Genomic DNA, 25,223 nt, shown 5'->3' on the forward strand with positions numbered 1-25,223 from the left:
GGCATGAGCTGGGACGCGACACCGACGCTCGTCGGGCGTCACGTCACGCTCCGCCCGCTGGTCGCGGCGGACAAAGACGCGCTCGTTGCCGCCGCGTCGGCGGACGGCCTGTGGGACCTGTTCTACGCCAATGTCGCGCTGATGAAGGCGCCCGATCGCTGGCTCGCGGCGGCGTTCGAGCAGCAGGATTTTGGCCGCGCGCGGGTCTTCGCGGTGGTGGTGGACGGTATCGTCCGCGGCAGCACCCGCTTCATGCGGATGAGCGCGGCCAACAAGCGGCTCGAGATCGGCGGCACCTTCTACGCCACCGCGGTCCAGCGCACCGGCGTCAATACCGAGGCCAAGCGGATGCTGCTGACCCACGCCTTCGACACGCTCGGCTGCGAATGCGTCCAGATCCGCACCGACAGCCTCAACAAGCGCTCACAGGCCGCGATCGAGCGGCTCGGCGCGAAACGCGACGGCGTGTTGCGCGGGCATCAGGTGATGGCCGACGGCCGCTTGCGCGACACCATCGTCTACAGCATTTTGGCGCACGAATGGCCGGGCGTCCGTCAGAACCTGACCTATCTGCTCGCCCGACACGAGGACCGCGCATGACCATCACCGACTTCACCGTGAAGGCCGCCAACGGCACCCCCGCGTCGCTCGCGGCCTATGCCGGCAAGGTGCTGCTGATCGTCAACACCGCGTCCAAATGCGGCTTCACCCCGCAATATGAAGGGCTCGAGGCGCTCCACCGCGACTATGCCGATCGCGGGTTCGAGGTTCTCGCCTTCCCCTGCAACCAGTTCGGCGCACAGGAACCCGGCGACGCGGCGGAGATCGCGAACTTCTGCACGCTCACCTACGACGTGACCTTCCCCGTCTTTGCGAAAGTCGACGTCAACGGCGGCGAGGCGGACCCGCTGTTCGACCGCCTGAAATCGGACGCCCCCGGCGTCCTCGGCTCGAAGGCGATCAAATGGAACTTCACCAAGTTCCTGATCGACCGCGCGGGGAAAGTGGTCGACCGCTACGCCCCCACCACCAAACCCGCCGACATCCGCACCGACATCGAAAAACTGCTCTAACACTTCGGCTCGCGCCACCACCCCGGCGAAGGCCGGGGCCCAGTTGGAAAGGTCGCAGTAACGAAGCGCAGACCTCGGTCAGCAACGTCCCCCAACTGGACCCCGGCCTCCGCCGGGGTGGTAATTGTGGGCGACACCCGCACCACAAGACTGGTCCCCCGCAAGGGCAGGACTCCAGCCCGGGCGCCCACCTCCTTTCCACCACCCCGGCGAAGGCCGGGGCCCAGTTGGAAAGGCCACAGTAACGAAGCGCAGACCTCAGTCAGCAACGTCCCCCAACTGGACCCCGGCCTCCGCCGGGGAGGTGCTTGTGGGGAGCACCCTCGCGAAAAGACTGTTCCCCCGCAAAGGCAGGGACCCAGCCCGGACTCCCACCTCCTTTCCTACCACCCCGGCGAAGGCCGGGGCCCAGTTGGAAAGGCCACAGTAACGAAGCGCAGACCCCAGTGAGCAACGTCCCCCCACTGGGCCCCGGCCTCCGCCGGGGTGGTAACTGTAGGCAGCACCCGGAACACAAGACTGTTCCCCCGCGAAGGCGGGGGCCCAGACTGGCCTCCCGCCTTCGCGGGAGAACAGCCTCGAACCAAAAACCCACACGCACAGACTCAACTCATCGCGTCCCACCCCGCACCCCCCGCCATCGCGTCTGGTCGAATCACGCCGCAACGCCTACCTCTCACCCATGCATTCCGGTTACGTCCCGCTCCGCGTCTTTTCCTGCTACACCATGCTCGACGGCGCGATCGATCCCAAGGCGATCGCCAAGCAGGCGCGTGCGCTCGGCTTCCCCGCCGCCGCGCTGACCGACCGCAACGGCCTCTACGCCGCGATGGCCTATTCGGACGCCGCCAAGAAGGACGGCGTCCAGCCCGTGATCGGCGTGATGCTGGGCGTCAGCCGCCCCGACATGCCCGACGGCATCGCCACCCCGTTCGACTGGATCGCGCTCTATGCGCAGAACGCCAAGGGCTATGACAATCTCTGCGCACTCGTCTCGATGGCGCATCTCGACCGCCCGATCGAGATGCCAGCCCATGTCGATTTCGCAGCGCTCGAGCGCCATGCCGACGGGCTGATCGCGCTGACCGCAGGCGGCGAGGGCGGTCTTGCCCGGCTGTTCGCCGAAGGCCAGCCCGACCGCGCCCGCGCCTATCTCGATCGCCTCCAGCACCTGTTCGGCGACCGTCTCTACATCGAACTGTCACGCCGCGGCGACGCGACCGAGATCGCCGCCGAGGACGCGTTGATCGACATCGCCTACGAACGCAACCTGCCGCTCGTCGCGACCAACCCGTGCTGCTTCACCGAAAGCGCGTTCGGCGACGCGCACGACGCCATGCTCTGCATCGCGCATTCGACCTATGTCGAGACCGAGGACCGCATCCGCAGCTGCCCCGAAGCGTGGATGAAGCCCGCGCCGGTGATGCACGAGATGTTCGCCGACCTGCCCGAGGCGATCGCCAACACGCTGGTCGTAGCCCAGCGCTGCGCGGTGATGGCGCCTTACCGCAAGCCGATCCTCCCCAGCCTCGCCGGCGATATCGAGGGCGAGGCGAAGCTGCTCCGCGACGATGCCGAGGCCGGGCTCGAAAAGCGTCTCGCGCGCATCACCGAACTCCACGGAGAGGCCGAGGACGGCTGGCGCGACGTCTATCGCGCGCGTCTCGCCTTCGAGGTCGACGTGATCGTCCAGATGGGCTTTCCCGGCTATTTCCTGATCGTCGCCGACTTCATCAAATGGGCGAAGGATCACGACATTCCGGTCGGTCCGGGCCGTGGCTCGGGCGCAGGCTCGGTCGTCGCCTGGGCGCTGACGATCACCGATCTCGATCCGATCAAGCTGGGGCTCCTGTTCGAGCGCTTCCTGAACCCGGAACGCGTGTCGATGCCCGATTTCGACATCGACTTCTGCGAAACCCGCCGCGGCGAGGTGATCCGCTACGTCCAGGAGAAATATGGCCGCGATCAGGTCGCGCAGATCATCACCTTCGGTAAGCTGAAGGCGCGCGCGGTGCTGAAGGACACCGGCCGCGTGCTCCAGATGAGCTATGGCCAGATCGACCGGCTGGCAAAGCTCGTCCCCAACCACCCGACCGATCCCTGGACGCTCGAGCGCGCGCTGAACGGCGTCGGCGAACTCGCCAAGGAATATGCCAACGACAATGGCGTGCGAAAGCTGCTCGATCTGGCGATGAAGCTCGAGGGGTTGCCGCGCCACTCGTCGACGCATGCCGCCGGCGTGGTGATCGGCGACCGCCCGCTCGCGCAGCTCGTCCCGCTCTACCGCGATCCGCGCTCGGACATGCCCGTCACGCAGTTCGACATGAAATATGTCGAGGGCGCGGGCCTCGTGAAGTTCGACTTTCTTGGCCTCAAGACGCTCTCGGTGCTCCAGAAGGGCGTGCAATTGCTCGCCAAGCGCGGGATCAAGGTCGATCTCGACGCGCTCGAATGGGATGACGCCGGCGTCTACGCGCTGCTTCAGAAGGGCGACACGGTCGGCGTGTTCCAGCTCGAATCGGAGGGCATGCGCCGCACGCTGTCCGCGGTCCGCCCGTCCAATTTCGGCGACATCATCGCGCTCGTCTCGCTCTACCGACCGGGCCCGATGGACAATATCCCGTCCTTCGGCCGCCGCAAGAACGGCACCGAGACGATCGAATATCCGCACCCCGCGCTCGAATCGATCCTGTCGGAGACCTACGGGATCTTCGTCTACCAGGAACAGGTCATGCAGGCCGCGCAGATCCTGGCCGGCTTCTCGCTCGGCGGCGCCGATCTGCTGCGCCGCGCGATGGGCAAGAAGATCAAGGCCGAGATGGACGCGCAGCGCGCGATCTTCGTCGAGGGCTGCGCCAAGGTGAACGCCATCCCGAAGGCCAAGGCCAATGAGCTGTTCGACTTGATCGACAAGTTCGCCGGCTATGGCTTCAACAAGAGCCACGCCGCCGCCTATGCGCTACTCGCCTACCAGACCGCGTGGCTGAAGGCGCATCACCCGCACGAATTCTTCGCTGCGTCGATGTGCTACGACCTGCACCAGACCGACAAGCTCGCGATCTTCACCGACGACATGCGCCGTCTCGGCATCGCCACGCTGCCGCCCTGCATCAATGCGAGCCAGGCCGAGTTCGACGTCGAGGTGCTGCCCGACACCGAGGAAGAAGACTGTTCACCCGCGAAGGCGGGTGCCCAGACTGGGTCCCCGCCTTCGCGGGGAAACAATCTGGCGGTCCGCTATGCGCTCGGCGCGCTGAAGAGCGTGGGCGAAGGCGCGATGGAGAAGCTCATCGTCGAGCGCGTCCAGAACGGCCCGTTCGCCGGGCTCGACGATCTCGCCAAGCGCGTCGACCCGCGCCTGCTCAACAAGCGCCAGCTCGAGACGCTCGCCGCCGCGGGCGCGTTCGACGGGTTCGAGCCCAACCGCGCCGGGATCCACGCCACCGCCGAGACGATCCTCGCGATCGCCGCGCGCACCCACGCCGCCAAGACCAGCGGGCAGGGCGGTCTGTTCGGCGATGCGGAACCCGCGGGCGACGCGATCAAGCTGCCGCCGTCGGTCCGCTGGACGCTCAGCCAGCGGATGGATCAGGAGAAGGAGGCGTTCGGCTTCTACTTCTCCGCGCACCCGGTCGACCGCCACCGCCACATCGCCAACAGCCACGGCGCGCGCGCCTATACCGCCTTGTCGGAGCTCAACATTCCCGACGACGGCAGCCGCGCCGGCGCGACGATGGCGGTGCTGGTCGAGGATGCGCGCTATCGCACCTCCGCCCGCGGCAAGCGATTCATGATGGCGCAATGCTCGGACGCCAGCGGCCAGTTCATGGCGACCTGTTTCGACGATCAGGTCTCGAAGGATCTTGAGGACGCCGCCAAGGCGGGCGGCTGCGGCCTCATCACCGTCGAGCTCGACCGCAAGCCCGGCGAGGACACGCCGCGCGTCAGCATCAAGCGGATCCAGCCGTTCGAGGGGCTCGCCAACATCGCGCGCTTCCAGGTCGTCGTGACCATCTCGGACATGGCCGCCTTCGCCGGGCTCGCGTCCTTGCTCGCCGATCACCGCGGCGCGCGCGGCGAGGTGCGCGTCCGCGCGATGCTTCCCGACGGCGAGGTCAGCATCCTGCTCGGCCGCGATTTCCTGCTCGACGGCGAGCTTGCAGAGCACATCGAGTCGTTGCACGGTGTGACAAAGGTGGAGCTCAAGACCTCGGAAACGCGGCTGGCTCTCGTCGGATAATTGCTTGGGAGAGCGAGAATGCTGGGTGGAATGCAGGACTTCGAGCTTCGCGTCCCCCGGCTGATCGACCATGCCGCACGCGAACATGGCCGCCGCGAGATCGTCAGCTATTGGGCGGACGGCCGCGAGACCCGCACCGACTGGTCCGGGATCGCACGTGACGCGAAGAAACTCGCGCAAGCACTTGAGAACCTTGGCGTCCGTCCGGGTGACCGCGTCGCGACCCTCGCCATGAACCACGCACACCACCTGATCGCCTGGTATGGCACGATCGGGATGGGCGGGGTGATCCACACGATCAACCCGCGGCTATTTGACGAACAGCTCGTCTATATCGCCAACCACGCCGAAGACCGCGTGATGCTCTACGACAAGGCCTTCCAGCCGATCGTCGACCGGCTGCGCGGCCAATGGTCGAGCATCCGCCACTATGTCTGTTTCGACGATCTCGGCCCCGACGGCTTTAGCGCGCTGCTCGACGAGCAGGATGGCGACTATGCCTGGGTCGAGGGGCCGGAGCGCGATCCGTGCATGCTCTGCTATACCAGCGGCACCACCGGCAATCCCAAGGGCGTGCTCTACACGCACCGCTCGACGCTGATCCACGCGATGGCGGAGGTCGCGCCCTGGGTGTTTGATCTATCCCCCAGCGCGGTCGTGCTGCCGGTCGTGCCGATGTTCCACGCCGCCGCCTGGGGGCTGCCCTTCGCCTGCGCGCTGTCGGGGGCGAAGGTCGTCTATTCGGCGATCAACGATCCGGGCGTGCTGTGCCGGCTGATGAACCAGGAGCACGTCACGCATTCCGCGGGCGTGCCGACCGTCTGGCTCGCGCTGTTCGGGCATATCGACGCGACTGGCGAGGCGCCCGAGCATCTGAAACTCGTCACGATCGGCGGCGCGGCCGCCCCGCGCGCGATGATCGACCGGATCATGACCATGGGCGCGTCGGTCAAGCATCTCTGGGGCATGACCGAGACCTCGCCGATCGGCACCGCGGGCTTCGCGCCGCCGCACTGGGACATGATGACGCATGACGAGAAGCTCGATCTCGTCACCAAACAGGGCAGCGTCCCCTTCGGCATCGAACTGCGCATCGTCGACGATCAGGGGCAGGTGCTCCCGCGCGACGGCTCGATCGCCGGCTCGCTCCAGGTCCGCGGCCCCTGGGTGGTGCAGCGCTATTTCGGCGCGGACAGCGACGCGGTCGATGCGGAGGGCTGGTTCGACACCGGCGACGTCGCGATGCTCCACACCGACGGCACGATGCAGATCACCGACCGGTCGAAGGACGTCATCAAGTCGGGCGGCGAATGGATCAGTTCGGTCGATCTCGAAAACGCCGCGATCGGCTGCCCCGGCGTCGCGGAGGCTGCGGCGATCGGCATCCACCACCCCAAATGGGACGAGCGGCCGCTGCTGATCGTCGTCCGCAAGCCCGGCAGCACCGTCACCGACACCGCGATCCGCGATCACCTGGCCCGGCACGTCGCCAAATGGTGGCTCCCCGACGCGATCGTCTTCGTCGACGAACTGCCCCACACCGCGACGGGCAAACTCCTGAAGACCGCACTGCGCGAACGGTTCAGGGACTTCACCCTCACCGACGCCTGACGCCCCCTTAAACCTTCCGCGGCGTCCGCTTGGCCTTGCGGACCCGCGGCTCGACCAGCATGTCCGCCGCCGCCTTGATCTCCTGGCGCAGTTCGTCGCGCTTCTCGTGGATCGACGCGATCACCGGCCCCATCGCGACGCCCAGGTCGACCAGCACCGCCTCCGCCAGCTGCAGCGAGCTCTCCAGCGTCTCCGGCACAGCATCGGTCACGCCTGCGCGGTACAGCTCGGCGGCATGCGCGGTGTCGCGCGCGCGCGCGACGATCGGCAAATTGGGCGCCAGCAGCCGCACCCGCCGCGCCAGCCGCACCGTCAGCACCGGGTCGTCCATCGTCAGGATCAGCGCCTTGGCGGTATCCAGTTTCAGCCGGTCGACCAGCTCGGGCCGCGCGACGTCGCCGAACAGCACCGGATGCCCCTGCGCCCGCGCGGCCTCGACCGAATCGATATCCGCCTCGACCGCGACATAGCGCTGACCGTGCACCGCGAGCATGTCCGCGACCATCCGTCCGACCCGGCCGAAGCCGATCACGACCGTCCCCGGACCCTCCTCGTCGATCTCGATATCGCCCGTATCCGCGGTCGACCGGCTCTCGAGCTGACGCGACACGGTGCGCCCGAGCTTGGCGAGCAGCGGCGTGATCGTCAGACCGATCGCGGTCACCGTCTGCCAGAAGCTCGCGGTCGACGGCAGGATCAGCTGCGCCTGCGCCGCGGTCGCCAGCACGATCAGCGTCGTCTCGGACGGGCTGCCCATCAGCAGCCCGGTCTCCGCCGCCACCCCGCGCCGCGAATTGGCGACGCGCAGGAACAGGAACGTCACGACCGCCTTGGTCGCCACCACCCCCGTCACCGCGAGCAGCAGCGACGGCCAGTTCTGCGCGATCAGCCGCAGGTCCAGGCTCATCCCCACCGTGATCAGGAACACGCCCAGCGCCAGCCCCTTGAACGGCGCGGTGATCACCTCGACCTCGCTGTGATATTCGGTTTCCGCGATCAGCAGCCCGGCGAGCAGCGCGCCGACGATCGGCGACAGCCCCGCCGCGGTCGTCGCCACGCTCGCCACGATCACCACCAGCAGCGACGCCGCCAGGAACAGTTCGGGGCTCTTGGTCCGCGCTGCCTGCCCGAACAGCCGCGGCAGGATCAGCCGCCCGCCGACATACATCGCCACCACCGTGGCAGCGCCGCGCAGCGCCACGCCTGCCAGGTTGCTCCACCCGTCCGCGGTCGCGGTCGGGGCGAGCGCCCCCAGCACGAAGATCAGCGGCACCAGCGCCAGATCCTCGAACAACAGCATCGCAAACGCCCCGCGCCCGACTGCGCCGGTCGTCCCGACCAGCGGCAGCACCAGCGCGGTCGACGACAGTGCCAGCGCAAAGCCCAGGCCGATCGCGCCTGCCCAGCCTTGCCCGATGAAATGCAGCGCGACCGCGATGATCATCGCCGACCCGATCAGCTCGGCAGCCCCGGTCCCGAACACCAGCCGCTTCATCGACCAGAGCCGTCGGAATGACAGCTCGAGCCCGATCGAGAACAGCAGCAGGATGATCCCGAACTCGGCGAACGGCTCGATCGCCTCGGGGTTGGAGATCGTCAGGTAATAGAGCCAAGGCACCGCCCCGGTGAGCGAACCCAGCCCCGCCGGCCCGACCAGCAGCCCGACCAGGATGAACCCGATCACCGGACTGACCCTGAACCGCGCAAACGCCGGGATCACCAGCCCCGCCGCCCCGAGAATGACGAGTGTGTCGCTGAAACCCTGATTGTCGAGCCGTAATGCCATCCCCCGACCTTAGGCGACGCCTCCCCGATTCGTCAGGGAATAATACCGCCCCACCGCCCGCGCGGTTCGTGCTCCTGAGTGCGGCGGGCGCGGGGGGCGGGGCGAGCCGGGCTGGGTTAGGTCGAGGCGGGCCCAGCCGAGCAATGCCAGGTATGGAACATCCACACCACCACCACTCGTCATCCTGACGAAAGTCAGGATCCAGAGCCAAGCAGCGCGCCGCCCGTAACCCTGGGTCCTGACGTTCATCAGGATGACGGCGGCGGCGGGGCCCAGGGCGGGACGCGGGGCGGGGCGGGGCGGGGCGGGGTGGGGGCGCGGCGCCGAGCAGGCAGCGATTGACCAGCGCAAACCGAAGCTGCGCAAAGCCAAGCCCCGCTACTCGGCAACCACCCACGCCTCATCCCCCAACCCGTCATCCTGACGAAAGTCAGGATCCAGAGCCAAGCAGCGCGCCGCCCGTAACCCTAGGTCCTGACGTTCGTCAGAATGACGGCGGAGAGGGCCAGGACCGGAAAGCTAAAGCAGGGGAGTCGGAGAGCCGGGAGGGCCCTGGACGCCGGGCCGGCCGAGCCTCGCAGAGCCGCGAGCGCGCGGCGTCACGGAAGGCTGACACCCCAACCCGCACCCAAAAAAAAGGCCCCTCCCGTTTCCGGGAGGGGCCGTCCGTCACGCCCAGTTGGCCATTTCGGCTTCGAGGTTCGAGCGGACCTGCTCGAAGAACTGCTCGGTCGTCATCCAGGGCTGGTCCGGCCCGATCAGGATCGCGAGATCCTTGGTCATGTGGCCGTTCTCGACCGTCTGGACGCAGACACGCTCGAGCGTCTCGGCGAACTTCGTCACGTCCGGCGTGTCGTCGAACTTGCCGCGATACTTGAGACCACCGGTCCAGGCGAAGATCGACGCGATCGGGTTGGTCGAGGTCGCCTTGCCCTGCTCGTGCATGCGGAAGTGACGCGTGACCGTGCCGTGCGCGGCTTCGGCCTCGACGGTCTTGCCGTCCGGGGTCAGCAGGATCGAGGTCATCAGGCCCAGCGAGCCGAAGCCCTGCGCGACCTGGTCCGACTGGACGTCGCCGTCATAGTTCTTGCACGCCCACACGAACTCGCCGTTCCACTTCAGCGCCGATGCGACCATGTCGTCGATCAGGCGATGCTCGTAGACGATGCCCGCTTCCTTGAACTTGTCCTTGAATTCGCTCTCGAAAACCTCGGCGAAGAGGTCCTTGAAGCGGCCGTCATAGGCCTTCAGGATCGTGTTCTTGGTCGACAGGTACACCGGCCATTTCAGGTTCAGCCCGTAATGCATCGAGGCGCGTGCGAAATCGCGGATCGAGTCGTCGAGATTGTACATCGCCATCGCGACGCCCGCCGACGGGAACTGGAACACTTCGCGGTCGATCGTCGCGCCGTCATCGCCTTCGAACACCAGGCGCAGCTTGCCGGGGCCGGGGACGAGGAAATCGGTCGCGCGATACTGGTCGCCGAACGCATGGCGGCCGACGACGATCGGGTGGGTCCAGCCCGGGATCAGGCGGGGGACGTTCTTGATCACGATCGGCTCGCGGAAGATCGTCCCGCCCAGGATGTTGCGGATCGTGCCGTTCGGCGACTTCCACATCTTCTTCAGGCCGAATTCGGTCACGCGCTGCTCGTCGGGCGTGATCGTCGCGCACTTGACCGCGACGCCGTGCTTCTGCGTGGCGAGCGCGCTGTCGATCGTCACCTGGTCGTCGGTCGCGTCGCGATGCTCGACGCCGAGATCGTAATAATCGAGCTGGATGTCGAGATACGGCTTGATTAGGCGCTCGCGGATCCATTCCCAGATGATCCGGGTCATCTCGTCGCCGTCGATCTCCACGATCGGATTCTTAACCTTGATCTTCGCCATATATCGTCCTTCGGGGGAGGGGGTTGGGGGAGCGTCTAGGGGAGCCGGCCCCGCCGATCAACCGTCGGGCGCGCCCCGATCGACTGCCGAATGTCGCGCGAAGCAACCTTGAGCAACCTCGCGCAACCCCCGGTGCTGTCGGGAAAAGGCTGTTCATCGTTGTATCGCGCGTCCGGCACGGATAGACCCGCACGCTATGGCATCGCTCGACAAGCCGCCCGTCACGACCTCCACGGTCAAATGGCGATTTCCCGCAGTCCATCCGGAAGGCTATAAATACGTCGCCATCGCGACCGGCATCACATTGTTGCTGACGATGCTCAGCCATGTGCTGTTCTGGCCGATGGTCGGCGTCGTGATCTGGGTCGCGACCTTCTTCCGCGACCCCGTCCGCACCACGCCGCAGGGCGAGGGGCTGATCGTCGCCCCCGCCGACGGGCTGATCACGATGATCCAGCGCGTCCCCATCCCGCGCGAACTCGCCGGCGAGAATGGTCTCGGCGACGCACCGCTGGTGCGCGTGTCGATCTTCATGTCGGTGTTCGACGTGCACATCAACCGCACGCCGATCGCGGGCACGATCCGCCAGGTCGTCTATATCTCGGGCAAGTTCCTTAACGCCGATCTCGACAAGGCGTCCGAGGAGAATGAGCGCCAGCATTTCGTGGTCGAGGATCGCAACGGTATGCGGATCGGCTTCACCCAGATCGCCGGGCTCGTCGCGCGGCGCATCCTGGGCTTCGTCAAGGCGGGCGACATGGTCGCGGTCGGCCAGCGGATCGGGCTCATCCGATTCGGCAGCCGCGTCGACGTCTATCTTCCCGATCATGTCGTCCCCCAGGTCTGTCTCGGCCAGCGCAGCATCGCCGGCGAAACCGTGCTCGGCCGGGTCGGCGGCGTGCCCGTCGGCGGCATTGCCCAGTGATCGATGGTCCTGCGATCGATGGTCCTGCGATCGATGGTCCTTCGAATGATCGACCAGAGCATGATGGTCCTTTGAATGATGGTCCGGTGAACGATCGGGACGGGACGTCTTACGGGTCCGCCAACCGTGCGGACGAGTCGCAGGCGGCGGGCCGCGCGATGCGGGCGCGCCGGCCGCGTCGCGGTCTGCCGCTCCGCGCGGTCGCACCCAATGCGGTCACCGCGCTCGCCCTCTGCTCGGGTCTCAGCGGCGTCCGGTTCGCGATCGGCGGCCAATGGGAAAGCGCGGTCGCGATGATCATGGTCGCCGGCGTGCTCGACGGGCTCGACGGCCGGATCGCACGCATGCTCCACGGCGAGAGCCGGTTCGGCGCGGAACTCGATTCGCTGTCCGATGCGATCTCCTTCGGGGTCGCGCCTGCACTGATCGTCTATCTTTGGTCGCTCGCTGCGCTGCCGCGGATGGGCTGGATCTGCGCGCTGATCTTCGCCGTGTTCTGCGCGCTCCGCCTCGCACGCTTCAACGCCAAGATCGACGAGAGCCATCAGCCGCACAAATCCGCGGGCTTCCTGACCGGTGTGCCCGCGCCCGCCGGCGCAGGGCTCGCGCTGATGCCGATGTTCTTCTGGTTCTGGACCGACGAACCGTTCTTCGCCTCGCCCTATATCGTCGCACCCTGGATCGCATTCGTCGCGCTGCTGATGGTGTCGAGCATCGCGACCTGGTCGTGGAGTTCGCTCAAGCTGCGTCGCAACGTCCGGTTCGAGGCGATCGCGCTCGTCGTCCTGCTCGGTGCCGCGCTCGTCAGCGCTCCCTGGCACACGCTCAGCGTCATCTGCCTTCTCTATATCGTCTCGATGCCGTTCAGCATCGCCAGCTATGCCAAGGTCCGCCGCCAGCGCGCCGGCGTCCGTAGCGGCGAGACGTCCGCCAAGCCGGGTCTTTGATCCGGCCGATCAAGCCCCGGGACTGCTGACCCGGGGCGTTCGATCCCCAGGCGGACCCCGTGTAATCCGCTAGCCGGCCACGCCCGTGGATCAGCAAGGCGCCTGTCGATCAGGCGCCCAGGTCAAACCGCCAAAGTTCAGGCGGCAGCATTCCAGCGCTGCGACGGCTGCGGCATGCCGGTCGAAGACCAGCGGCGGACCGCGATCCGGCGCTCGGCGCGCGCGAGCGTCTGCAGCGGGGCGAAGGCCGGCTCGACATTGCCCGATGCCAGGCTGACGATGCGCGACCATTGCGGTGCGATCGACGTCAGGATCACCGCGGTCGCGACTGCGAACGACCCCGAGAACACCATGAAGCTCACTATCATCATCCCGCTCATCTTCCCGCTCGCCTTCCCTGCAAATGCGAACATTGTGTTAAGGTTCGCAACACCCGGTCGAAAACATCGTTCCGTTCGTCGCATTTGGATCACCGCCGTTCCGGGGTGATTCTGCGCCGAGTCGAAGCTCTGTTCTGTTCTGACCCCGTTATGTTCTTATTGCGTTCTTTTGTCAAGTCGGCGGTAAGCCGTTGCATTTGGCGCGATCCCCGGCTAAGGGCCGCGCCTCTAACCCCGCATGGGAGGCATCATAGCCCGGTGCGTTTCGGTCATTCGGCCGGCACGTCATCCGCTTCCCAGAGGCACAACCGGAAGGACATATCCTATGGCGGCACCAGTCGTCTCGATGCAGCAGCTCATTGAAACGGGCGCACATTTTGGTCACCAGACGCATCGCTGGAACCCCAAGATGAAGCCTTACATCTTCGGTGACCGCAACGGCGTCCACATCCTCGACCTCTCGCAGACCGTGCCGCTCTTCGCGCGCGCGCTCGAATTCGTCTCGTCGGCCGTCGCCGGCGGTGGCAAGGTCCTGTTCGTGGGCACCAAGCGCCAGGCGCAGGAGCCCGTCGCCGACGCCGCACGTCGCGCAGGCCAGCACTTCGTCAACCATCGCTGGCTGGGCGGCATGCTCACCAACTGGAAGACCATCTCGGGTTCGATCAAGCGTCTGAAGACGCTCGAGGAAATGCTGTCGGGTGACACTGTCGGCCTGACCAAGAAGGAAGTGCTCCAGCTCACCCGCGAGAAGGACAAGCTCGAGCTTTCGCTCGGCGGCATCCGCGACATGGGCGGCATTCCCGACGTGATGTTCGTGATCGACGCGAACAAGGAAGAGCTGGCGATCAAGGAAGCCAACACGCTGGGTATTCCCGTCGTCGCGATCCTCGATTCGAACGTCTCGCCGGACGGCATCGCCTTCCCGGTGCCCGCGAACGACGACGCCGCCCGCGCCATCCGCCTCTACTGCGAAGCCATTGCAATTGCAGCGACTCGTGGAGGCCAGGAGCAGCAGCGCCGGACCGGTGCCGACATCGGTGCGATGGTCGAGCCGCCGAAGGAAGAGGCGATCGCCGAGCCGACCGTCGAGCCGACCGCCGACACGACGCAGGTTGCGGCGAATGCCGAGACCGCCGCAGAGTTCGCGGCCGAGGGTGAGCGCCAGATCGACGCATAAGCGTCGTCGCCGAACCGTCATGCGGGCGGGGTAGGGCATCTGGCCTTACCTCGCCCGCAACTACATTCAGACTAAAGAGGATTTACGGACATGGCTGATATCACGGCAGCAATGGTCAAGGATCTGCGCGAAAAGAGCGGCGCGGGCATGATGGACTGCAAGAAGGCGCTCAGCGAGAACGCCGGCGACATGGAGCAGGCGATGGACTGGCTGCGGACCAAGGGTCTCGCCGCCGCCGCCAAGAAGTCCAGCCGCACCGCGGCCGAGGGTCTGGTCGGCGTCGCCGTTTCGGGCACCAAGGGTGCTGCGGTCGAGGTCAACTCGGAAACCGACTTCGTCGCAAAGAACGATCAGTTCCAGTCGTTTGTCCGTGACGTGACGCAGATCGCGCTCGCCACCGGCGGCGACATCGACTCGCTCAAGACGCAGGCGATGCCATCGGGCAAGACCGTTGAAGAAGTCCTGACGAACAACGTCGCGACGATCGGCGAGAACCAGTCGCTGCGCCGTTCGCGCACGCTCGAAGTCAGCAAGGGTGCGGTCGTTCCGTACATCCACAATGCGGCATCGCCGGGCCTCGGCAAGATCGGCGTGCTCGTCGCGCTCGAGTCGGAGGCGTCTGACGAAGTGCTCCAGACGCTCGGCAAGCAGCTCGCGATGCACATCGCAGCGGCGTTCCCGAAGGCGCTGAACGAGGCTGATCTCGACGAAGCCGAGATCGAGCGTGAGCGCGCGATCGCGACCGAGAAGGCCGCCGAATCGGGCAAGCCTGCCGATATCATTGCAAAGATGGTCGAAGGCGGCATCGCCAAGTACCGCAAGGAGCATGCTCTGGTCAGCCAGCTGTTCGTGATGGACGGCAAGACCAAGATCTCCGACGTCGTCGCCAAGGCCGGCAAGGACGCGGGCGCCGAGATCAAGCTGGTGGACTATGTCCGCTTCCAGCTTGGCGAAGGCATCGAGAAGGAACAGTCCGACTTCGCCGCCGAAGTCGCTGCCGCCTCGGGCGTTCCGCAGGCGTAACCCCACTCTCCCCCGCCCCTCCGGGGAGAGGGAGCCCGCGGTCGCCTGGCCGCGGGAAGGGTGAGTGGCGTGGCGAGGTCTAGACCCTCGCCCGTCCCCCGCCGGGCAACCGTCTCCCCGAGGGGAGAAGGATCACGGAGTAGCCGTGCGCTACTCCGTCATCCCCGCGCAGGCGGGGATCCAGACCCTAGGCGGTCGGTGTCGCTCGCGACGCCAGCCCCTCAATATCCGCGAAAATGACGGCATTTCCCCTCGCGCGCCCTCCTGCGGTCGACGATTTTCCGTCTCCTGACCGCTCAGAGTCCACACAGGCACGTCGCAGCGCTTCACATCCCCGGCCTCGCCGCCTAAGGTCCGCGCCGCCCCGCCAATCACAATTCGAGATTTATGACGCCTCCGCGCTTCAAACGCATTTTGCTCAAACTGTCGGGCGAAGTCCTGATGGGACCCGCCGGTCTTTCGATCGATCCCACCGTCACCGCACGTGTCGCCGGCGAGATCGCCGACGTCCGCGCCAAGGGCTATGAGATCTGCATCGTCGTCGGGGGTGGCAACATCTTCCGTGGCCTCGCCGCTGCCGCCAAGGGCTTCGAGCGCGCGACTGCCGATTATATGGGCATGCTCGCGACCGTGATGAACGCGCTCGCGGTACAGAACGCGCTCGAGCAGATCGGCATCGACACGCGAGTCCAGTCGGCGATCCCGATGGCGAGCGTCTGCGAACCCTTCATCCGGCGTCGCGCCGAACGGCACCTCGAAAAGGGCCGCGTCGTGATCTTCGCCGCCGGTGTCGGCAGCCCCTATTTCACCACCGATTCGGGCGCCGCGCTGCGTGCTGCCGAGATGAAGTGCGACGCGCTGTTCAAGGGCACGTCGGTCGACGGCGTCTACAGCGCCGATCCGAAAAAGGACCCGGACGCAACGCGCTACGAGACGATCTCGTACAGCACGGTGCTGTCCGAGGACCTCAAGGTCATGGACGCGAGCGCGATCGCTCTGTGCCGCGACAATGATATCCCAATCGTCGTCTTCAACATCCGCGAACCCGGCAATCTTGCCGCGGTGCTGGCGGGTGATGGCGTGTCGACGATCGTCCAGAACGAGCAGGAGAGTTAAGATGGCAGCGTATGACAAGAGCGACCTGGAACGCCGCATGGCGGGTGCCGTCGAAGCGCTGAAGCATGATCTGGCGGGCCTTCGCACGGGCCGCGCGTCGACCGCGCTGCTCGATCCGGTGATGGTCACGGTCTACGGCTCGTCGATGCCGCTCAACCAGGTCGCGACCGTGTCGGCACCCGAGCCGCGGATGCTGTCGGTGCAGGTCTGGGACAAGTCGAATGTCGGCCCGACCGACAAGGCGATCCGTTCCGCTGGGCTGGGTCTCAACCCGATCGTCGACGGTCAGACGCTGCGTCTGCCGATTCCCGATCTGACCGAGGAGCGTCGCAAAGAACTCGCCAAGCTCGCCGGCCAATATGCTGAAAAGGCCCGCATTGCAGTCCGTAACGTCCGCCGCGACGGGATGGATTCGCTGAAGGTCGATGAGAAGAAGGGCGTGTTCGGCGAGGACGAGCGCAAGCGTCACGAAGTCGAGGTGCAGAAGCTCACCGACAGCACGATCGCCGATCTCGATGCGACCGCGGGCGCCAAGGAAAAGGAAATCCTGGGCAAGTGAGGCCGCTTGGCGCTGCTTCGGCCGGAGCCTCCCAGGCTGCGTCGCTAGTCGCCGTTCCTGGGGGCGGCGCGGTGCCGCGCCATGTCGCGATCATCATGGACGGCAATGGGCGGTGGGCGAAGAAGCGCTTCCTCCCCCGCTTTGCCGGCCACAAGGCGGGCGTCGATGCGGTGCGAAACGTCACCCGCGCGGCGCGCGCGATGGGGATCGAGGCGCTCACGCTCTATGCGTTCTCGTCGGAAAACTGGCGCCGTCCTGCGGAAGAGGTCAGCGATCTCATGGGGTTGCTGCGGCATTTCATCCGCAGCGATCTCGACGAGCTGACCCGCGAGAATGTCCGTCTGCGCGTCATCGGCGACTACCACGCCTTCTCGCCCGATCTGGTCGCGATGGTCGATGATGCGATCGCGCGGACCGCGGCCAATACCGGTCCGCTGCTCGCGATCGCACTCAACTACGGCGCCCATGCCGAACTCGTGCTCGCCGCCCGCCGCCTGGCCGAACGCGCGCGCGACGGGGTGCTCGATCCGGCGAGCATCGACGCGGCAATGGTCGAGGGCGAACTCGACACGCGCGATCTTCCCCCGCTCGACCTGATGATCCGCACCTCGGGTGAACAACGCCTGTCGAATTTCCTGTTGTGGCAGGCGGCCTATGCCGAACTGCTGTTCGTCGACACGCTCTGGCCCGATTTCGACGGCGACGCGCTCGCCGAGGCCGTCGCGGCCTTTGGCGTGCGGCAACGCCGCTACGGTGGGCTGTGACGCTTACCGATCCCGAACGGGCCCCCGATCAGGCGCTTCGCACACCGTCCAACCTCAAGCTCCGGATGATCGCGAGCGTCGGCATGATCGTCGTCGCGAGCATCGCGCTGACGCTGGGCGGGATCGCCTTCTGGCTGCTGGGCGTGGTGGCCGCGCTGTTCATGATGGCCGAATGGGCGATGCTGCAGGGCGCCGACGCGAAAACCAGGCGCATGACGCAGTTCGCGCTGTCCGTGCCGCTCGCGCTGATGGCGCCGGCCTCGCTGATCCTCGTCGTGCACGACTTCTTCACGCTGGGCCTGCTCGCGGGGGCGGCGTTCTTCGTCGTCATCACCACGCGTAAGCCTCCGCTGGCGCTCGGAATTATCTATTGCGGGCTGCCCGTGCTCGCGCTGATGATCATCCGGCGTCAGGAGGACGGCGTGCTCCTGACGCTTTGGGCGCTGTCGCTGGTATGGGCGTGCGATATCGGCGCGTTCTTCACCGGACGCTCACTCGGCGGACCCAAGCTTGCACCCGTGATCAGCCCGAACAAGACCTGGTCGGGCCTGATTGGCGGCGTGGTGCTCGCGGGCATCGTCGCGGCGATCCTTCACGTCGAATATGAGCTGCCGTTCCACCTTGCGCTCGCCACGCCGTTTCTCGCGGCGCTGGCGCAGATGGGGGACCTGTACGAAAGCTGGTTGAAGCGCGTCGCAGGCGTCAAGGACAGCGGCAATACGCTGCCCGGTCATGGCGGCGTGATGGACCGTCTCGACGGGCTTGTCCCGGTCGCCCCGGTCGCGGCGTTACTCATCATGTTGCCGAGCTTATACTCATGAAAAGCGTCACGATTCTCGGTGCGACCGGGTCGGTCGGTACGTCGACGCTCGATCTCGTGGAACGCGAGCCCGATCGTTTTCGCGTCGTCGCGCTGACCGCAAATTGTGACGTCGCGCGGCTCGCCGCGGCCGCGATCCGGACCCGCGCCGAATTCGCAGTGGTTGCCGACGAGCAGTGCCTGCCAGATCTGCAGGCGGCGCTGGCGGGAACGGGTGTCCGCGCCGGTGGCGGTGCGGACGGGATCGCCGAGGCCGCCGCATCGGGCGCCGACTGGACGATGGGGGCGATCGTCGGCTGTGCGGGCCTCAAGCCCGTCCTGTCGGCCATCGAGCAGGGCGGGACGGTCGTCATCGCGAACAAGGAGCCGCTGGTCTCCGCGGGCGACGTCATCTTGCGCGCAGCTGCGCGGTCCGGGGCGACCCTGCTCCCGGCAGATTCCGAGCATAACGCAATTTTCCAATGCTTTGATGCCGCGCGGCCCGAAGGCATAAGGCGGATTATCCTGACGTGCAGCGGCGGGCCTTTCCGCGACTGGACGACCGATCAGATGCGCGGCGTGACGCTCGAACAGGCGGTCAAGCATCCTAACTGGTCGATGGGCGCCAAGATATCGGTCGACTCGGCGACGATGATGAACAAGGGGCTCGAACTGATCGAGGCGGCCCGGCTGTTCCCGATCGCGCCCGACCGGATCGAGATCGTCATCCATGCACAGTCGGTGATCCACAGCCTGGTCGACTATGTCGATGGCTCGGTTCTGGCACAGCTCGGCCCGCCCGACATGCGCACGCCGATCGCACATACCCTGGCCTGGCCCAACCGGATGGCGACACCGATGGCGCCGCTCGATCTCGTCGGCATCGGCCGACTCGATTTCGCGGCGCCCGATCCGGTGCGGTTTCCCGCATTGCGGCTGGCACGCGAAGCACTGGACGCGGGCGGGGCGCGCCCGGCGATCCTCAACGCGGCGAACGAGGTGGCGGTCGACGCCTTTCTCAGCCGCCGGATCCGCTTCCTCGAAATTGCCGCAATCGTGGAGGATACGCTGATACGCTACGATCCGGCCGCACCGGATAGCGTCGATGCCGTTCTGGCCATCGACGCCGAGGCGCGGCGCCTTGCGAGCGAGCGTGTGAAGGATTGCGTGGTTTGATCGAAACGCCCGGTATCCTGCTGACGATCCTGTCCTTTATGCTCGTCATCGGACCGCTCGTGTTCGTTCACGAGATGGGCCATTATCTTGCTGGACGGATATTCGGGATCAAGGCCGACGCCTTTGCGATCGGGTTCGGACGCGAGATCGCCGGCTTTACCGATCGTCGTGGCACCCGCTGGAAATTCGGCTGGCTGCCGCTTGGTGGTTATGTGAAATTCGCCGGGGACATGACCCCCGCAAGCCAGCCCTCCGCCGAGTGGCTCGCCTTGCCTGCCGACGAACGTCAGCGGACATTCCAGTCGAAACCGGTTTGGCAGCGCGCAATCGTCGTTGCCGCAGGTCCGGTGGTCAATTTCGTCGTCGCAATCGTCATCCTCGCGGGATTCGCGCTCGCTTATGGCGACGTCCGGATGCCGCCGGTGATCGGGGCGACCGTTCCGGGCAGCGCGGCGGCATTCGCTGGTCTGCAACAGGGTGACCGGGTCACCGCGCTGGGCGGGCGTTCGGTCGAAACCTTCGACGACATGGCACGCTACGCCCGGATCCGTGCGGGAGAGCGCACCAGCATTGATGTACTGCGTGATGGACGACTGGTGTCGCGCGATGTCGTGATCGGTACCGAGCTACAGCGCGACCGGTTCGGGAATGAATATCGGATCGGCCGGCTCGGGATCGCCGGTGGCAAACCCGTCGTCGTTCGCGTCGGCTTGCTCGAAGCACCGGCCGTCGCGGTGAAGCGGACCGGCGAGATCGTCTCGATGATGGTCGAGACGCTGGGCCAGGTGATTTCGGGCCGTCGCTCCGTCAAGGAGCTAGGCGGACCGCTCAGTATCGCCAAGGTCTCGGGCGAGCAGATGTCGCTCGGCCTCGATGCCTATGTCTTTCTGATTGCGCTGGTGTCCATCAATCTGGGGTTCATCAACCTGCTGCCAGTGCCGATGCTTGATGGCGGACATTTGCTATTTTATGCGATAGAGGCAGTCCGACGAAAGCCCGTCGGTCCCGACGTTCAGGAATGGGCGTATCGCGGCGGGCTTGCGGCGATCCTCGCACTGATGCTTCTCGTGACCTTCAACGATCTCGGCAATTTCGGGTTGTGGAAGAATCTGGCCGGCTTGATCGGCTGACGCGGTTAGGGCAGGGCGGGCGCGCCCTTGCGTATGCAAGTTTCTTGGGGTGGGTTTGGTGACAGCAATCAACGGTTACACTTTGGCGCGTAACGGCGCCCTGCTCCTGGCAGGTACGATGCTGTCCGGCGTGCCGGTCTGGGCACAGGTCGCGCCTGCGGGCGCCGCGCCCGCGGCTCAGGCACGATCCGGCCCGCCGCGTGCACAGGCGGCTGCCCCTGCATCTGTTCCTACAACGCCCGTAGCGGCGCCTGTATCCCAGACTCTGATCAAGACTTTGCGTGTCGAAGGCTCGCAGCGCATCGAGCCCGAGACCGTGTTGAGCTACACCAAGCTCCGCGTCGGCATTCCGTACACGGCGGAAACGCTCGACCAGGCGCTCAAGGACCTGCAGGCGAGCGACCTGTTTGCGGATTATTCGATCGCCGGGGTCGAGGACGGCAATATCGTCCTGCGCATCCGCGAGAATCCGATCATCAACCGCGTGATTCTCGAGGGCAACAAGGCGCTCAAGGCGGACAAGATCACCAAGGAGATCAAGCTCGCGCCGCGCCAGATCTTCACGCGCACCGCCGTCCGTCAGGACATCGCGCGGATCATCGAGTTGTATCGCCGCCAGGGCCGCTTCGCCGCGGTGGTCGATCCCAAGATGGTCAATCTCGACCAGAACCGCGTCGATGTCGTGTTCGAGATCAGCGAAGGGCCGAAGTCCAAGGTCCGCCAGATCAACATCCTCGGCAACGAGGTGTTCTCGGACGACAAGATCCGCGGCCAGATGGCGACCAAGCAGGCGCGGCTGTTCCGCCTTCTGTCCTCGGCGACCAGCTATGACCAGGATCGCCTGAGCTACGACCAGCAGAAGCTGCGCCAGTTCTACCTGACTGAGGGCTATGCCGATTTCCGCGTAACGTCCGCGGTCGCCGAGCTGACGCCGGACAAGAAGGACTTCATCATCACGTACGTGGTGGAGGAGGGCAAGCGCTACAAATTCGGTGACGTCACCGTCGACAGCCAGATCCGCGACTTCGACAACAAGAAGCTCGCCTCGACGCTGCCGCTCAAGAAGGGCGAGTGGTATAACGCGAAGCTCGTCGAGGATTCGGTCGACAATTTGAGCCAGACCGCGGGCCTCTTCGGCTATGCGTTCACCGAGGTGAACCCGGAGTTCCAGAAGGACGTCGATACCCTGACCATGGGTATCAACTTCAACATCGCCGAAGCCAAGCGCACCTATGTCGAGCGGGTCGAGATCAACGGCAATTCGCAGACGCAGGACAAGGTCGTGCGTCGCGAGATCCGTCTTGCCGAGGGCGACGCGTTCAACAGCTTTCAGGTGAAGCGCTCGCAGGATCGCATCAACTCGCTCGGCTATTTCCAGGACAAGATGGAAATCAAGCAGACGCCAGGCTCCGCGCCTGACCGCGTCATCCTTGAAACCAATCTGGAAGAGCGCTCGACGGGCGAATTGCAGCTGTCGGCGGGCTATTCGAGCCTCGAGCGGTTCATCATCCAGGCGAACATCACGCAGCGCAATTTCCGCGGCAAGGGCCAGGAACTGCGCGCCGGCGTGAACTATTCGAGCTATTCCAAGTCGATCGAGCTTGGCTTCACCGAGCCCTATCTATTCGACAAGAACATCGCGCTCGGTGGCGACATATTCCGGCGTGATTACAATTCGTTCAACTATGTCGGGAACGACCGCCAAACGACCTATTCACAGGTCTCGACGGGCTTCCAGATCCGTGCCGGTGTGCCGCTGACCGAATTCTGGTCGCTGTCGGGCCGCTACGGCCTGTCCTATGACGAGGTCGGCCTCGACCAGGCGTCCTATTTCACCAACGGCGTCTGCGATCCGCTCAAGGCCGGGCGCTATCTTTGCGAAGCGCTCGGCAATCGCTGGACGTCGTCGATCGGCTATTCGCTGATCTACGATACGCTGAACAGCCGTTTGCGTCCGACCGCCGGGCAGCGCTTCTCGTTCAGCCAGGACTTTGCCGGTCTGGGCGGCGACGTGAAGTATATCCGTACGCGCGCCGAAGGATCGAAGTTCTGGAACCTCGGCAGCGGCTTTATCGGCTCGATCATCGCCGAGGGCGGCTATATCCACTCGCTCGAGAAGAGCCGTGGCGAGGGTGTCGACCGCGTCCGCATCACCGACCGCTTCTATCTCGGCGAACCGCAGTTCCGTGGTTTCGACATTCGCGGCGTCGGTCCGCGGGTCCTGCGCCAGCAATATGTCACTGCGGCCGATGGTACGCAGACGGTAGTGACCGATCGCAACCAGATCGTCGACGACGCGCTTGGCGGCCGGGCTTATTATCTGGCTCGTGCCGAAATCGAGATTCCGCTGGGCTCTGGCGCGCGCGAACTGGGGCTTCGCCCGACCATCTACGCGCAGATCGGCAGCCTGTTCGGCATCACCAAGCCATTGCCGACCGCCGTCTTCCCAACGTCGGTCGACGCGGCCGGCAATGTCACCGTGTTGCCGATCAATACGCCGTTGTTCGATAGCGCTGGCCGCCAGCTCTATTTCAACACCTACACGCCGACCGGTGCCACCGAAACGGCGCAGCGGGCGACGACGTGTCAGGCTGGCTATTCCGATACGCTCGGCGGGGCCTGCTCGGGCGCCGAAGCCAATGTCATCGCGACCAGCGCGATCGCGCCGTTCAAGGAGACGTTCCTTGGCAACTCGCCGCGGCCCCGTCTGTCGGTGGGTATCGGCGTGAACTGGAATTCGCCGTTCGGCCCGCTGCGTATCGATCTCGCCAAGGCGATCCTGACGCAGCCGGGTGATGACCCCAAGCTTATTACTTTCAACGTAGGGACACAGTTCTGATGACGACGTTCAAGACGCTTCTTCTCGCCGCAGCCGTGCTCGCACCGGCGGCGATCGTCGCACCGGCGCAGGCCCAGGTTTCGGGTATCGCGGTCGCCGACCCGCAGGGCGCGATCGCAGGCTCCAAGGCCTGGACCACCGCGCGTGGCCAGATCGAGACGACCTACAAGGCACAGCTCGACCAGGCCGAGACCCGCCGCCAGGCGATCGCCCGCGAACTCCAGCCGCTCGTGACCGCCTTCCAGACCGCACAGCGCGCGCCGACCCCGAATGCGGCGTCGCTCCAGAGCCAGGCTCAGGCGATCCAGGCACGCGAGACCGCGGCAAACCAGGAACTGGCTCGTCTGACCCAGCCGGCACAGCGCGCCCAGCAATATGTCATCGAACAGATCCAGGCGAAGCTCGGCGATGCGGTCAGCAATGCTGTCCGCGCCAAGAACGTGACCCTGCTGCTTCGTCCGGATGCCGCATTGTTCGCACAGCCGGCTGCCGATATCACGGCGTCGATCACGGCCGAGCTCGACCGTCTCGTCCCGACCGTCGGCATCACGCCGCCCGCCGGCTGGCAGCCGAACCAGCAGGGCCAGCAGGGTGGGGCAGCCGCACCTGCCGCAGCGGCACCCGCCCGCGCGACGCCTGCGCGCACGACGCCGCAGGGCCGCTGAGAACATCGTCGGTGAGCACGGATAACGTGAACGTCGACGCGGCTGACGCTGCGCCCGGTCGATCGAGCGGACCGCTCGATATCGGCCGGGTGATGGCAGCATTGCCCCACCGCTATCCGATGTTGCTGGTTGATCGTGTCGTGGATCTCGTCCCCGACACATCGATCAGCGCGATCAAGGCGGTGTCGATGAACGAGCAGTTTTTTCAGGGGCATTTCCCTGGCAGGCCGATCATGCCCGGCGTGCTGATCGTCGAGGCAATGGCGCAAGCCGCCGGCATCTTGGCGGTCGAATCGCTCGGTCTCGCAGGTTCGGGAAAGCTCGTCTATTTCATGGCGATCGACGGTGCGAAGTTCCGCAAGCCGGTCGAGCCCGGGGTTCTGCTTCAGCTCGACGTGACGTTCGTGCAGAAGCGCGCAAGCGTCTGCAAATTCGCAGGGCGCGCCCTGGTTGACGGTCAGCTGGTCGCAGAAGCGAATTTCACCGCGATGATCGCCGATTCGCCTAAGGCGTAATTGCCGAAATGGGGGGGCTCGCTTGCATCACGGCGCCGCTGTGTGTACGGGCCCGCCGTGCTTTAGGCTGGTCGGAACCAGCCGTTTATACCGGAGACATACGATGAAGGCCGATACGCATCCCGACTATCACATGATCACGATCCAGATGACCGATGGTACCAAGTACCAGACCCGGTCGACCTGGGGTAAGGAAGGCGATGTGATGACGCTCGAAATCGATCCGCTCGCGCATCCGGCGTGGACCGGCGGTCGCGGCACCATGCTCGACACCGGTGGCCAGGTCGCCCGCTTCAACAAGCGCTTCGGTGGCGGTCTCACGCTTCGCAAGTAATTCCCGTCCGACCGATGTCGGATGAGCGGAAGATAGAGCCGGCGTACGCAATCAGCGTGCGCCGGCTTTTTCGTTTGGCGTTTCAATAGGGCGAAGCGGTTTATAGCGCGGTATCTGGACGCGGAGTTGCACGATCCGGCTCATCAAGACTGGCAGGAAGCGGGGGTAGGGCGTTCCACAAGCCTTGCAGCGGTTGCGCAGCGAAAAATTGCCATAAAAGTGAAATTTGCGTTTGACGGGATTAGGGATGGGCCCTAGAGGGGTGTCACCGCAG

General features: G+C 65.6%; 22 protein-coding genes. 18 read left to right on the plus strand and 4 right to left on the minus strand.

What is annotated here, in order from left to right; all coding sequences use genetic code 11:
- Positions 1–3: 3 nt before the first annotated feature.
- From IFT71_RS08370 to IFT71_RS08385, 4 genes are all read left to right on the plus strand, one after another.
- Positions 4–600, plus strand: a complete 597-nt coding sequence (locus IFT71_RS08370) for a GNAT family N-acetyltransferase (RefSeq protein WP_192140160.1) — start codon at positions 4–6, stop codon at positions 598–600.
- The gene (locus tag IFT71_RS08375; RefSeq protein WP_183935409.1) at positions 597–1,073 is read left to right on the plus strand and encodes a glutathione peroxidase; all 477 of its coding nucleotides are present in this window, start codon (positions 597–599) and stop codon (positions 1,071–1,073) included. The genes IFT71_RS08370 and IFT71_RS08375 overlap by 4 nt, the downstream gene beginning before the upstream one ends.
- 682 nt (positions 1,074–1,755) lie before the next feature.
- On the plus strand, positions 1,756–5,313 hold the full coding sequence (gene dnaE, locus IFT71_RS08380) for a DNA polymerase III subunit alpha (protein ID WP_192140161.1): 3,558 nt from the start codon (positions 1,756–1,758) through the stop codon (positions 5,311–5,313).
- Positions 5,314–5,331: 18 nt separating this feature from the next.
- Positions 5,332–6,924: a long-chain fatty acid--CoA ligase gene (locus IFT71_RS08385; protein ID WP_192140163.1), complete on the plus strand. Its 1,593-nt coding sequence runs from the start codon at positions 5,332–5,334 to the stop codon at positions 6,922–6,924.
- A 7-nt stretch (positions 6,925–6,931) separates the two neighbouring features.
- On the opposite strand, the gene IFT71_RS08390 is transcribed toward IFT71_RS08385, so the two are convergent.
- Together IFT71_RS08390 and IFT71_RS08395 are read right to left on the minus strand one after the other, a co-directional pair.
- Entirely contained in the window at positions 6,932–8,710 is a 1,779-nt protein-coding gene (locus IFT71_RS08390; protein WP_192140164.1) for a cation:proton antiporter domain-containing protein, read from the minus strand.
- 669 nt (positions 8,711–9,379) lie between these two features.
- Positions 9,380–10,600 (minus strand): NADP-dependent isocitrate dehydrogenase, encoded by a 1,221-nt coding sequence (locus IFT71_RS08395; RefSeq protein ID WP_031394019.1) that lies wholly within the window; start codon positions 10,598–10,600, stop codon positions 9,380–9,382.
- A gap of 196 nt (positions 10,601–10,796) precedes the next feature.
- Between IFT71_RS08395 and IFT71_RS08400 the strand changes: the two genes are divergently transcribed.
- Together IFT71_RS08400 and pssA are read left to right on the plus strand one after the other, a co-directional pair.
- Positions 10,797–11,525 carry a phosphatidylserine decarboxylase gene (locus tag IFT71_RS08400; RefSeq protein ID WP_031440639.1) on the plus strand — a complete coding sequence of 243 codons (729 nt, stop codon included), beginning with the start codon at positions 10,797–10,799 and terminating at the stop codon, positions 11,523–11,525.
- Positions 11,526–11,683: 158 nt separating this feature from the next.
- The gene (gene pssA / locus IFT71_RS08405) at positions 11,684–12,472 is read left to right on the plus strand and encodes a CDP-diacylglycerol--serine O-phosphatidyltransferase (RefSeq protein WP_192140285.1); all 789 of its coding nucleotides are present in this window, start codon (positions 11,684–11,686) and stop codon (positions 12,470–12,472) included.
- A 137-nt stretch (positions 12,473–12,609) separates the two neighbouring features.
- Here the strand turns inward: pssA and IFT71_RS08410 are convergent, their stop codons facing one another.
- Positions 12,610–12,843 (minus strand): hypothetical protein, encoded by a 234-nt coding sequence (locus IFT71_RS08410; protein WP_197975102.1) that lies wholly within the window; start codon positions 12,841–12,843, stop codon positions 12,610–12,612.
- 334 nt (positions 12,844–13,177) lie between these two features.
- On the opposite strand from IFT71_RS08410, the gene rpsB reads away from it, so the two are divergent.
- From rpsB to rpmE, 12 genes are all read left to right on the plus strand, one after another.
- A complete protein-coding gene (gene rpsB / locus IFT71_RS08415) occupies positions 13,178–14,029 on the plus strand; it encodes a 30S ribosomal protein S2 (RefSeq protein ID WP_031394210.1) in 852 nt (283 codons plus the stop codon).
- A 90-nt stretch (positions 14,030–14,119) separates the two neighbouring features.
- Positions 14,120–15,052, plus strand: coding sequence for a translation elongation factor Ts (gene tsf / locus IFT71_RS08420; protein ID WP_031439366.1), 933 nt, complete (start codon positions 14,120–14,122; stop codon positions 15,050–15,052).
- 387 nt (positions 15,053–15,439) lie between these two features.
- Positions 15,440–16,168 (plus strand): UMP kinase, encoded by a 729-nt coding sequence (pyrH, locus tag IFT71_RS08425; RefSeq protein ID WP_031394212.1) that lies wholly within the window; start codon positions 15,440–15,442, stop codon positions 16,166–16,168.
- Between the two features lies 1 nt (position 16,169).
- Positions 16,170–16,727: a ribosome recycling factor gene (gene frr, locus IFT71_RS08430; protein WP_031394213.1), complete on the plus strand. Its 558-nt coding sequence runs from the start codon at positions 16,170–16,172 to the stop codon at positions 16,725–16,727.
- Between the two features lie 71 nt (positions 16,728–16,798).
- Positions 16,799–17,491: an isoprenyl transferase gene (locus IFT71_RS08435; protein WP_037533279.1), complete on the plus strand. Its 693-nt coding sequence runs from the start codon at positions 16,799–16,801 to the stop codon at positions 17,489–17,491.
- A 65-nt stretch (positions 17,492–17,556) separates the two neighbouring features.
- Entirely contained in the window at positions 17,557–18,312 is a 756-nt protein-coding gene (locus IFT71_RS08440) for a phosphatidate cytidylyltransferase (protein ID WP_192140287.1), read from the plus strand.
- Positions 18,309–19,466, plus strand: a complete 1,158-nt coding sequence (locus IFT71_RS08445) for a 1-deoxy-D-xylulose-5-phosphate reductoisomerase (protein ID WP_192140165.1) — start codon at positions 18,309–18,311, stop codon at positions 19,464–19,466. Before IFT71_RS08440 ends, IFT71_RS08445 begins: the two co-directional genes overlap by 4 nt.
- Complete coding sequence (gene rseP, locus IFT71_RS08450; RefSeq protein ID WP_192140166.1) at positions 19,463–20,596, plus strand: RIP metalloprotease RseP; 1,134 nt, start codon at positions 19,463–19,465, stop codon at positions 20,594–20,596. Before IFT71_RS08445 ends, rseP begins: the two co-directional genes overlap by 4 nt.
- A 55-nt stretch (positions 20,597–20,651) precedes the next feature.
- Positions 20,652–23,435 (plus strand): outer membrane protein assembly factor BamA, encoded by a 2,784-nt coding sequence (gene bamA, locus IFT71_RS08455; RefSeq protein ID WP_446740755.1) that lies wholly within the window; start codon positions 20,652–20,654, stop codon positions 23,433–23,435.
- A complete protein-coding gene (locus tag IFT71_RS08460; RefSeq protein ID WP_031439361.1) occupies positions 23,435–24,100 on the plus strand; it encodes an OmpH family outer membrane protein in 666 nt (221 codons plus the stop codon). Before bamA ends, IFT71_RS08460 begins: the two co-directional genes overlap by 1 nt.
- A gap of 11 nt (positions 24,101–24,111) precedes the next feature.
- Entirely contained in the window at positions 24,112–24,615 is a 504-nt protein-coding gene (gene fabZ / locus IFT71_RS08465; protein ID WP_342212618.1) for a 3-hydroxyacyl-ACP dehydratase FabZ, read from the plus strand.
- Between the two features lie 103 nt (positions 24,616–24,718).
- Entirely contained in the window at positions 24,719–24,949 is a 231-nt protein-coding gene (rpmE, locus tag IFT71_RS08470) for a 50S ribosomal protein L31 (protein ID WP_031393312.1), read from the plus strand.
- Between the two features lie 51 nt (positions 24,950–25,000).
- Here the strand turns inward: rpmE and IFT71_RS21210 are convergent.
- Positions 25,001–25,223 (minus strand): hypothetical protein (locus IFT71_RS21210; protein ID WP_206757444.1); only part of this gene is annotated, 223 nt, incomplete at its 5' end.

This window comes from Sphingomonas sp. CFBP 13733, from assembly GCF_014841795.1.
GTDB classification, from domain to species: domain Bacteria; phylum Pseudomonadota; class Alphaproteobacteria; order Sphingomonadales; family Sphingomonadaceae; genus Sphingomonas; species Sphingomonas aerolata.

What these genes read in the sequence shown, in the direction of transcription:
- IFT71_RS08370 (WP_192140160.1), top strand. Translation starts at nt 4, where the DNA reads ATGAGCTGGGACGCGACACCGACGCTCGTCGGGCGTCACGTCACGCTC.
- IFT71_RS08375 (WP_183935409.1), top strand. Translation starts at nt 597, where the DNA reads ATGACCATCACCGACTTCACCGTGAAGGCCGCCAACGGCACCCCCGCG.
- dnaE (WP_192140161.1), top strand. Translation starts at nt 1,756, where the DNA reads ATGCATTCCGGTTACGTCCCGCTCCGCGTCTTTTCCTGCTACACCATG.
- IFT71_RS08385 (WP_192140163.1), top strand. Translation starts at nt 5,332, where the DNA reads ATGCTGGGTGGAATGCAGGACTTCGAGCTTCGCGTCCCCCGGCTGATC.
- IFT71_RS08390 (WP_192140164.1), bottom strand. Translation starts at nt 8,710, where the DNA reads ATGGCATTACGGCTCGACAATCAGGGTTTCAGCGACACACTCGTCATT.
- IFT71_RS08395 (WP_031394019.1), bottom strand. Translation starts at nt 10,600, where the DNA reads ATGGCGAAGATCAAGGTTAAGAATCCGATCGTGGAGATCGACGGCGAC.
- IFT71_RS08400 (WP_031440639.1), top strand. Translation starts at nt 10,797, where the DNA reads ATGGCATCGCTCGACAAGCCGCCCGTCACGACCTCCACGGTCAAATGG.
- pssA (WP_192140285.1), top strand. Translation starts at nt 11,684, where the DNA reads ATGCGGGCGCGCCGGCCGCGTCGCGGTCTGCCGCTCCGCGCGGTCGCA.
- IFT71_RS08410 (WP_197975102.1), bottom strand. Translation starts at nt 12,843, where the DNA reads ATGATGATAGTGAGCTTCATGGTGTTCTCGGGGTCGTTCGCAGTCGCG.
- rpsB (WP_031394210.1), top strand. Translation starts at nt 13,178, where the DNA reads ATGGCGGCACCAGTCGTCTCGATGCAGCAGCTCATTGAAACGGGCGCA.
- tsf (WP_031439366.1), top strand. Translation starts at nt 14,120, where the DNA reads ATGGCTGATATCACGGCAGCAATGGTCAAGGATCTGCGCGAAAAGAGC.
- pyrH (WP_031394212.1), top strand. Translation starts at nt 15,440, where the DNA reads ATGACGCCTCCGCGCTTCAAACGCATTTTGCTCAAACTGTCGGGCGAA.
- frr (WP_031394213.1), top strand. Translation starts at nt 16,170, where the DNA reads ATGGCAGCGTATGACAAGAGCGACCTGGAACGCCGCATGGCGGGTGCC.
- IFT71_RS08440 (WP_192140287.1), top strand. Translation starts at nt 17,557, where the DNA reads ATGATCGCGAGCGTCGGCATGATCGTCGTCGCGAGCATCGCGCTGACG.
- IFT71_RS08445 (WP_192140165.1), top strand. Translation starts at nt 18,309, where the DNA reads ATGAAAAGCGTCACGATTCTCGGTGCGACCGGGTCGGTCGGTACGTCG.
- IFT71_RS08460 (WP_031439361.1), top strand. Translation starts at nt 23,435, where the DNA reads ATGACGACGTTCAAGACGCTTCTTCTCGCCGCAGCCGTGCTCGCACCG.
- rpmE (WP_031393312.1), top strand. Translation starts at nt 24,719, where the DNA reads ATGAAGGCCGATACGCATCCCGACTATCACATGATCACGATCCAGATG.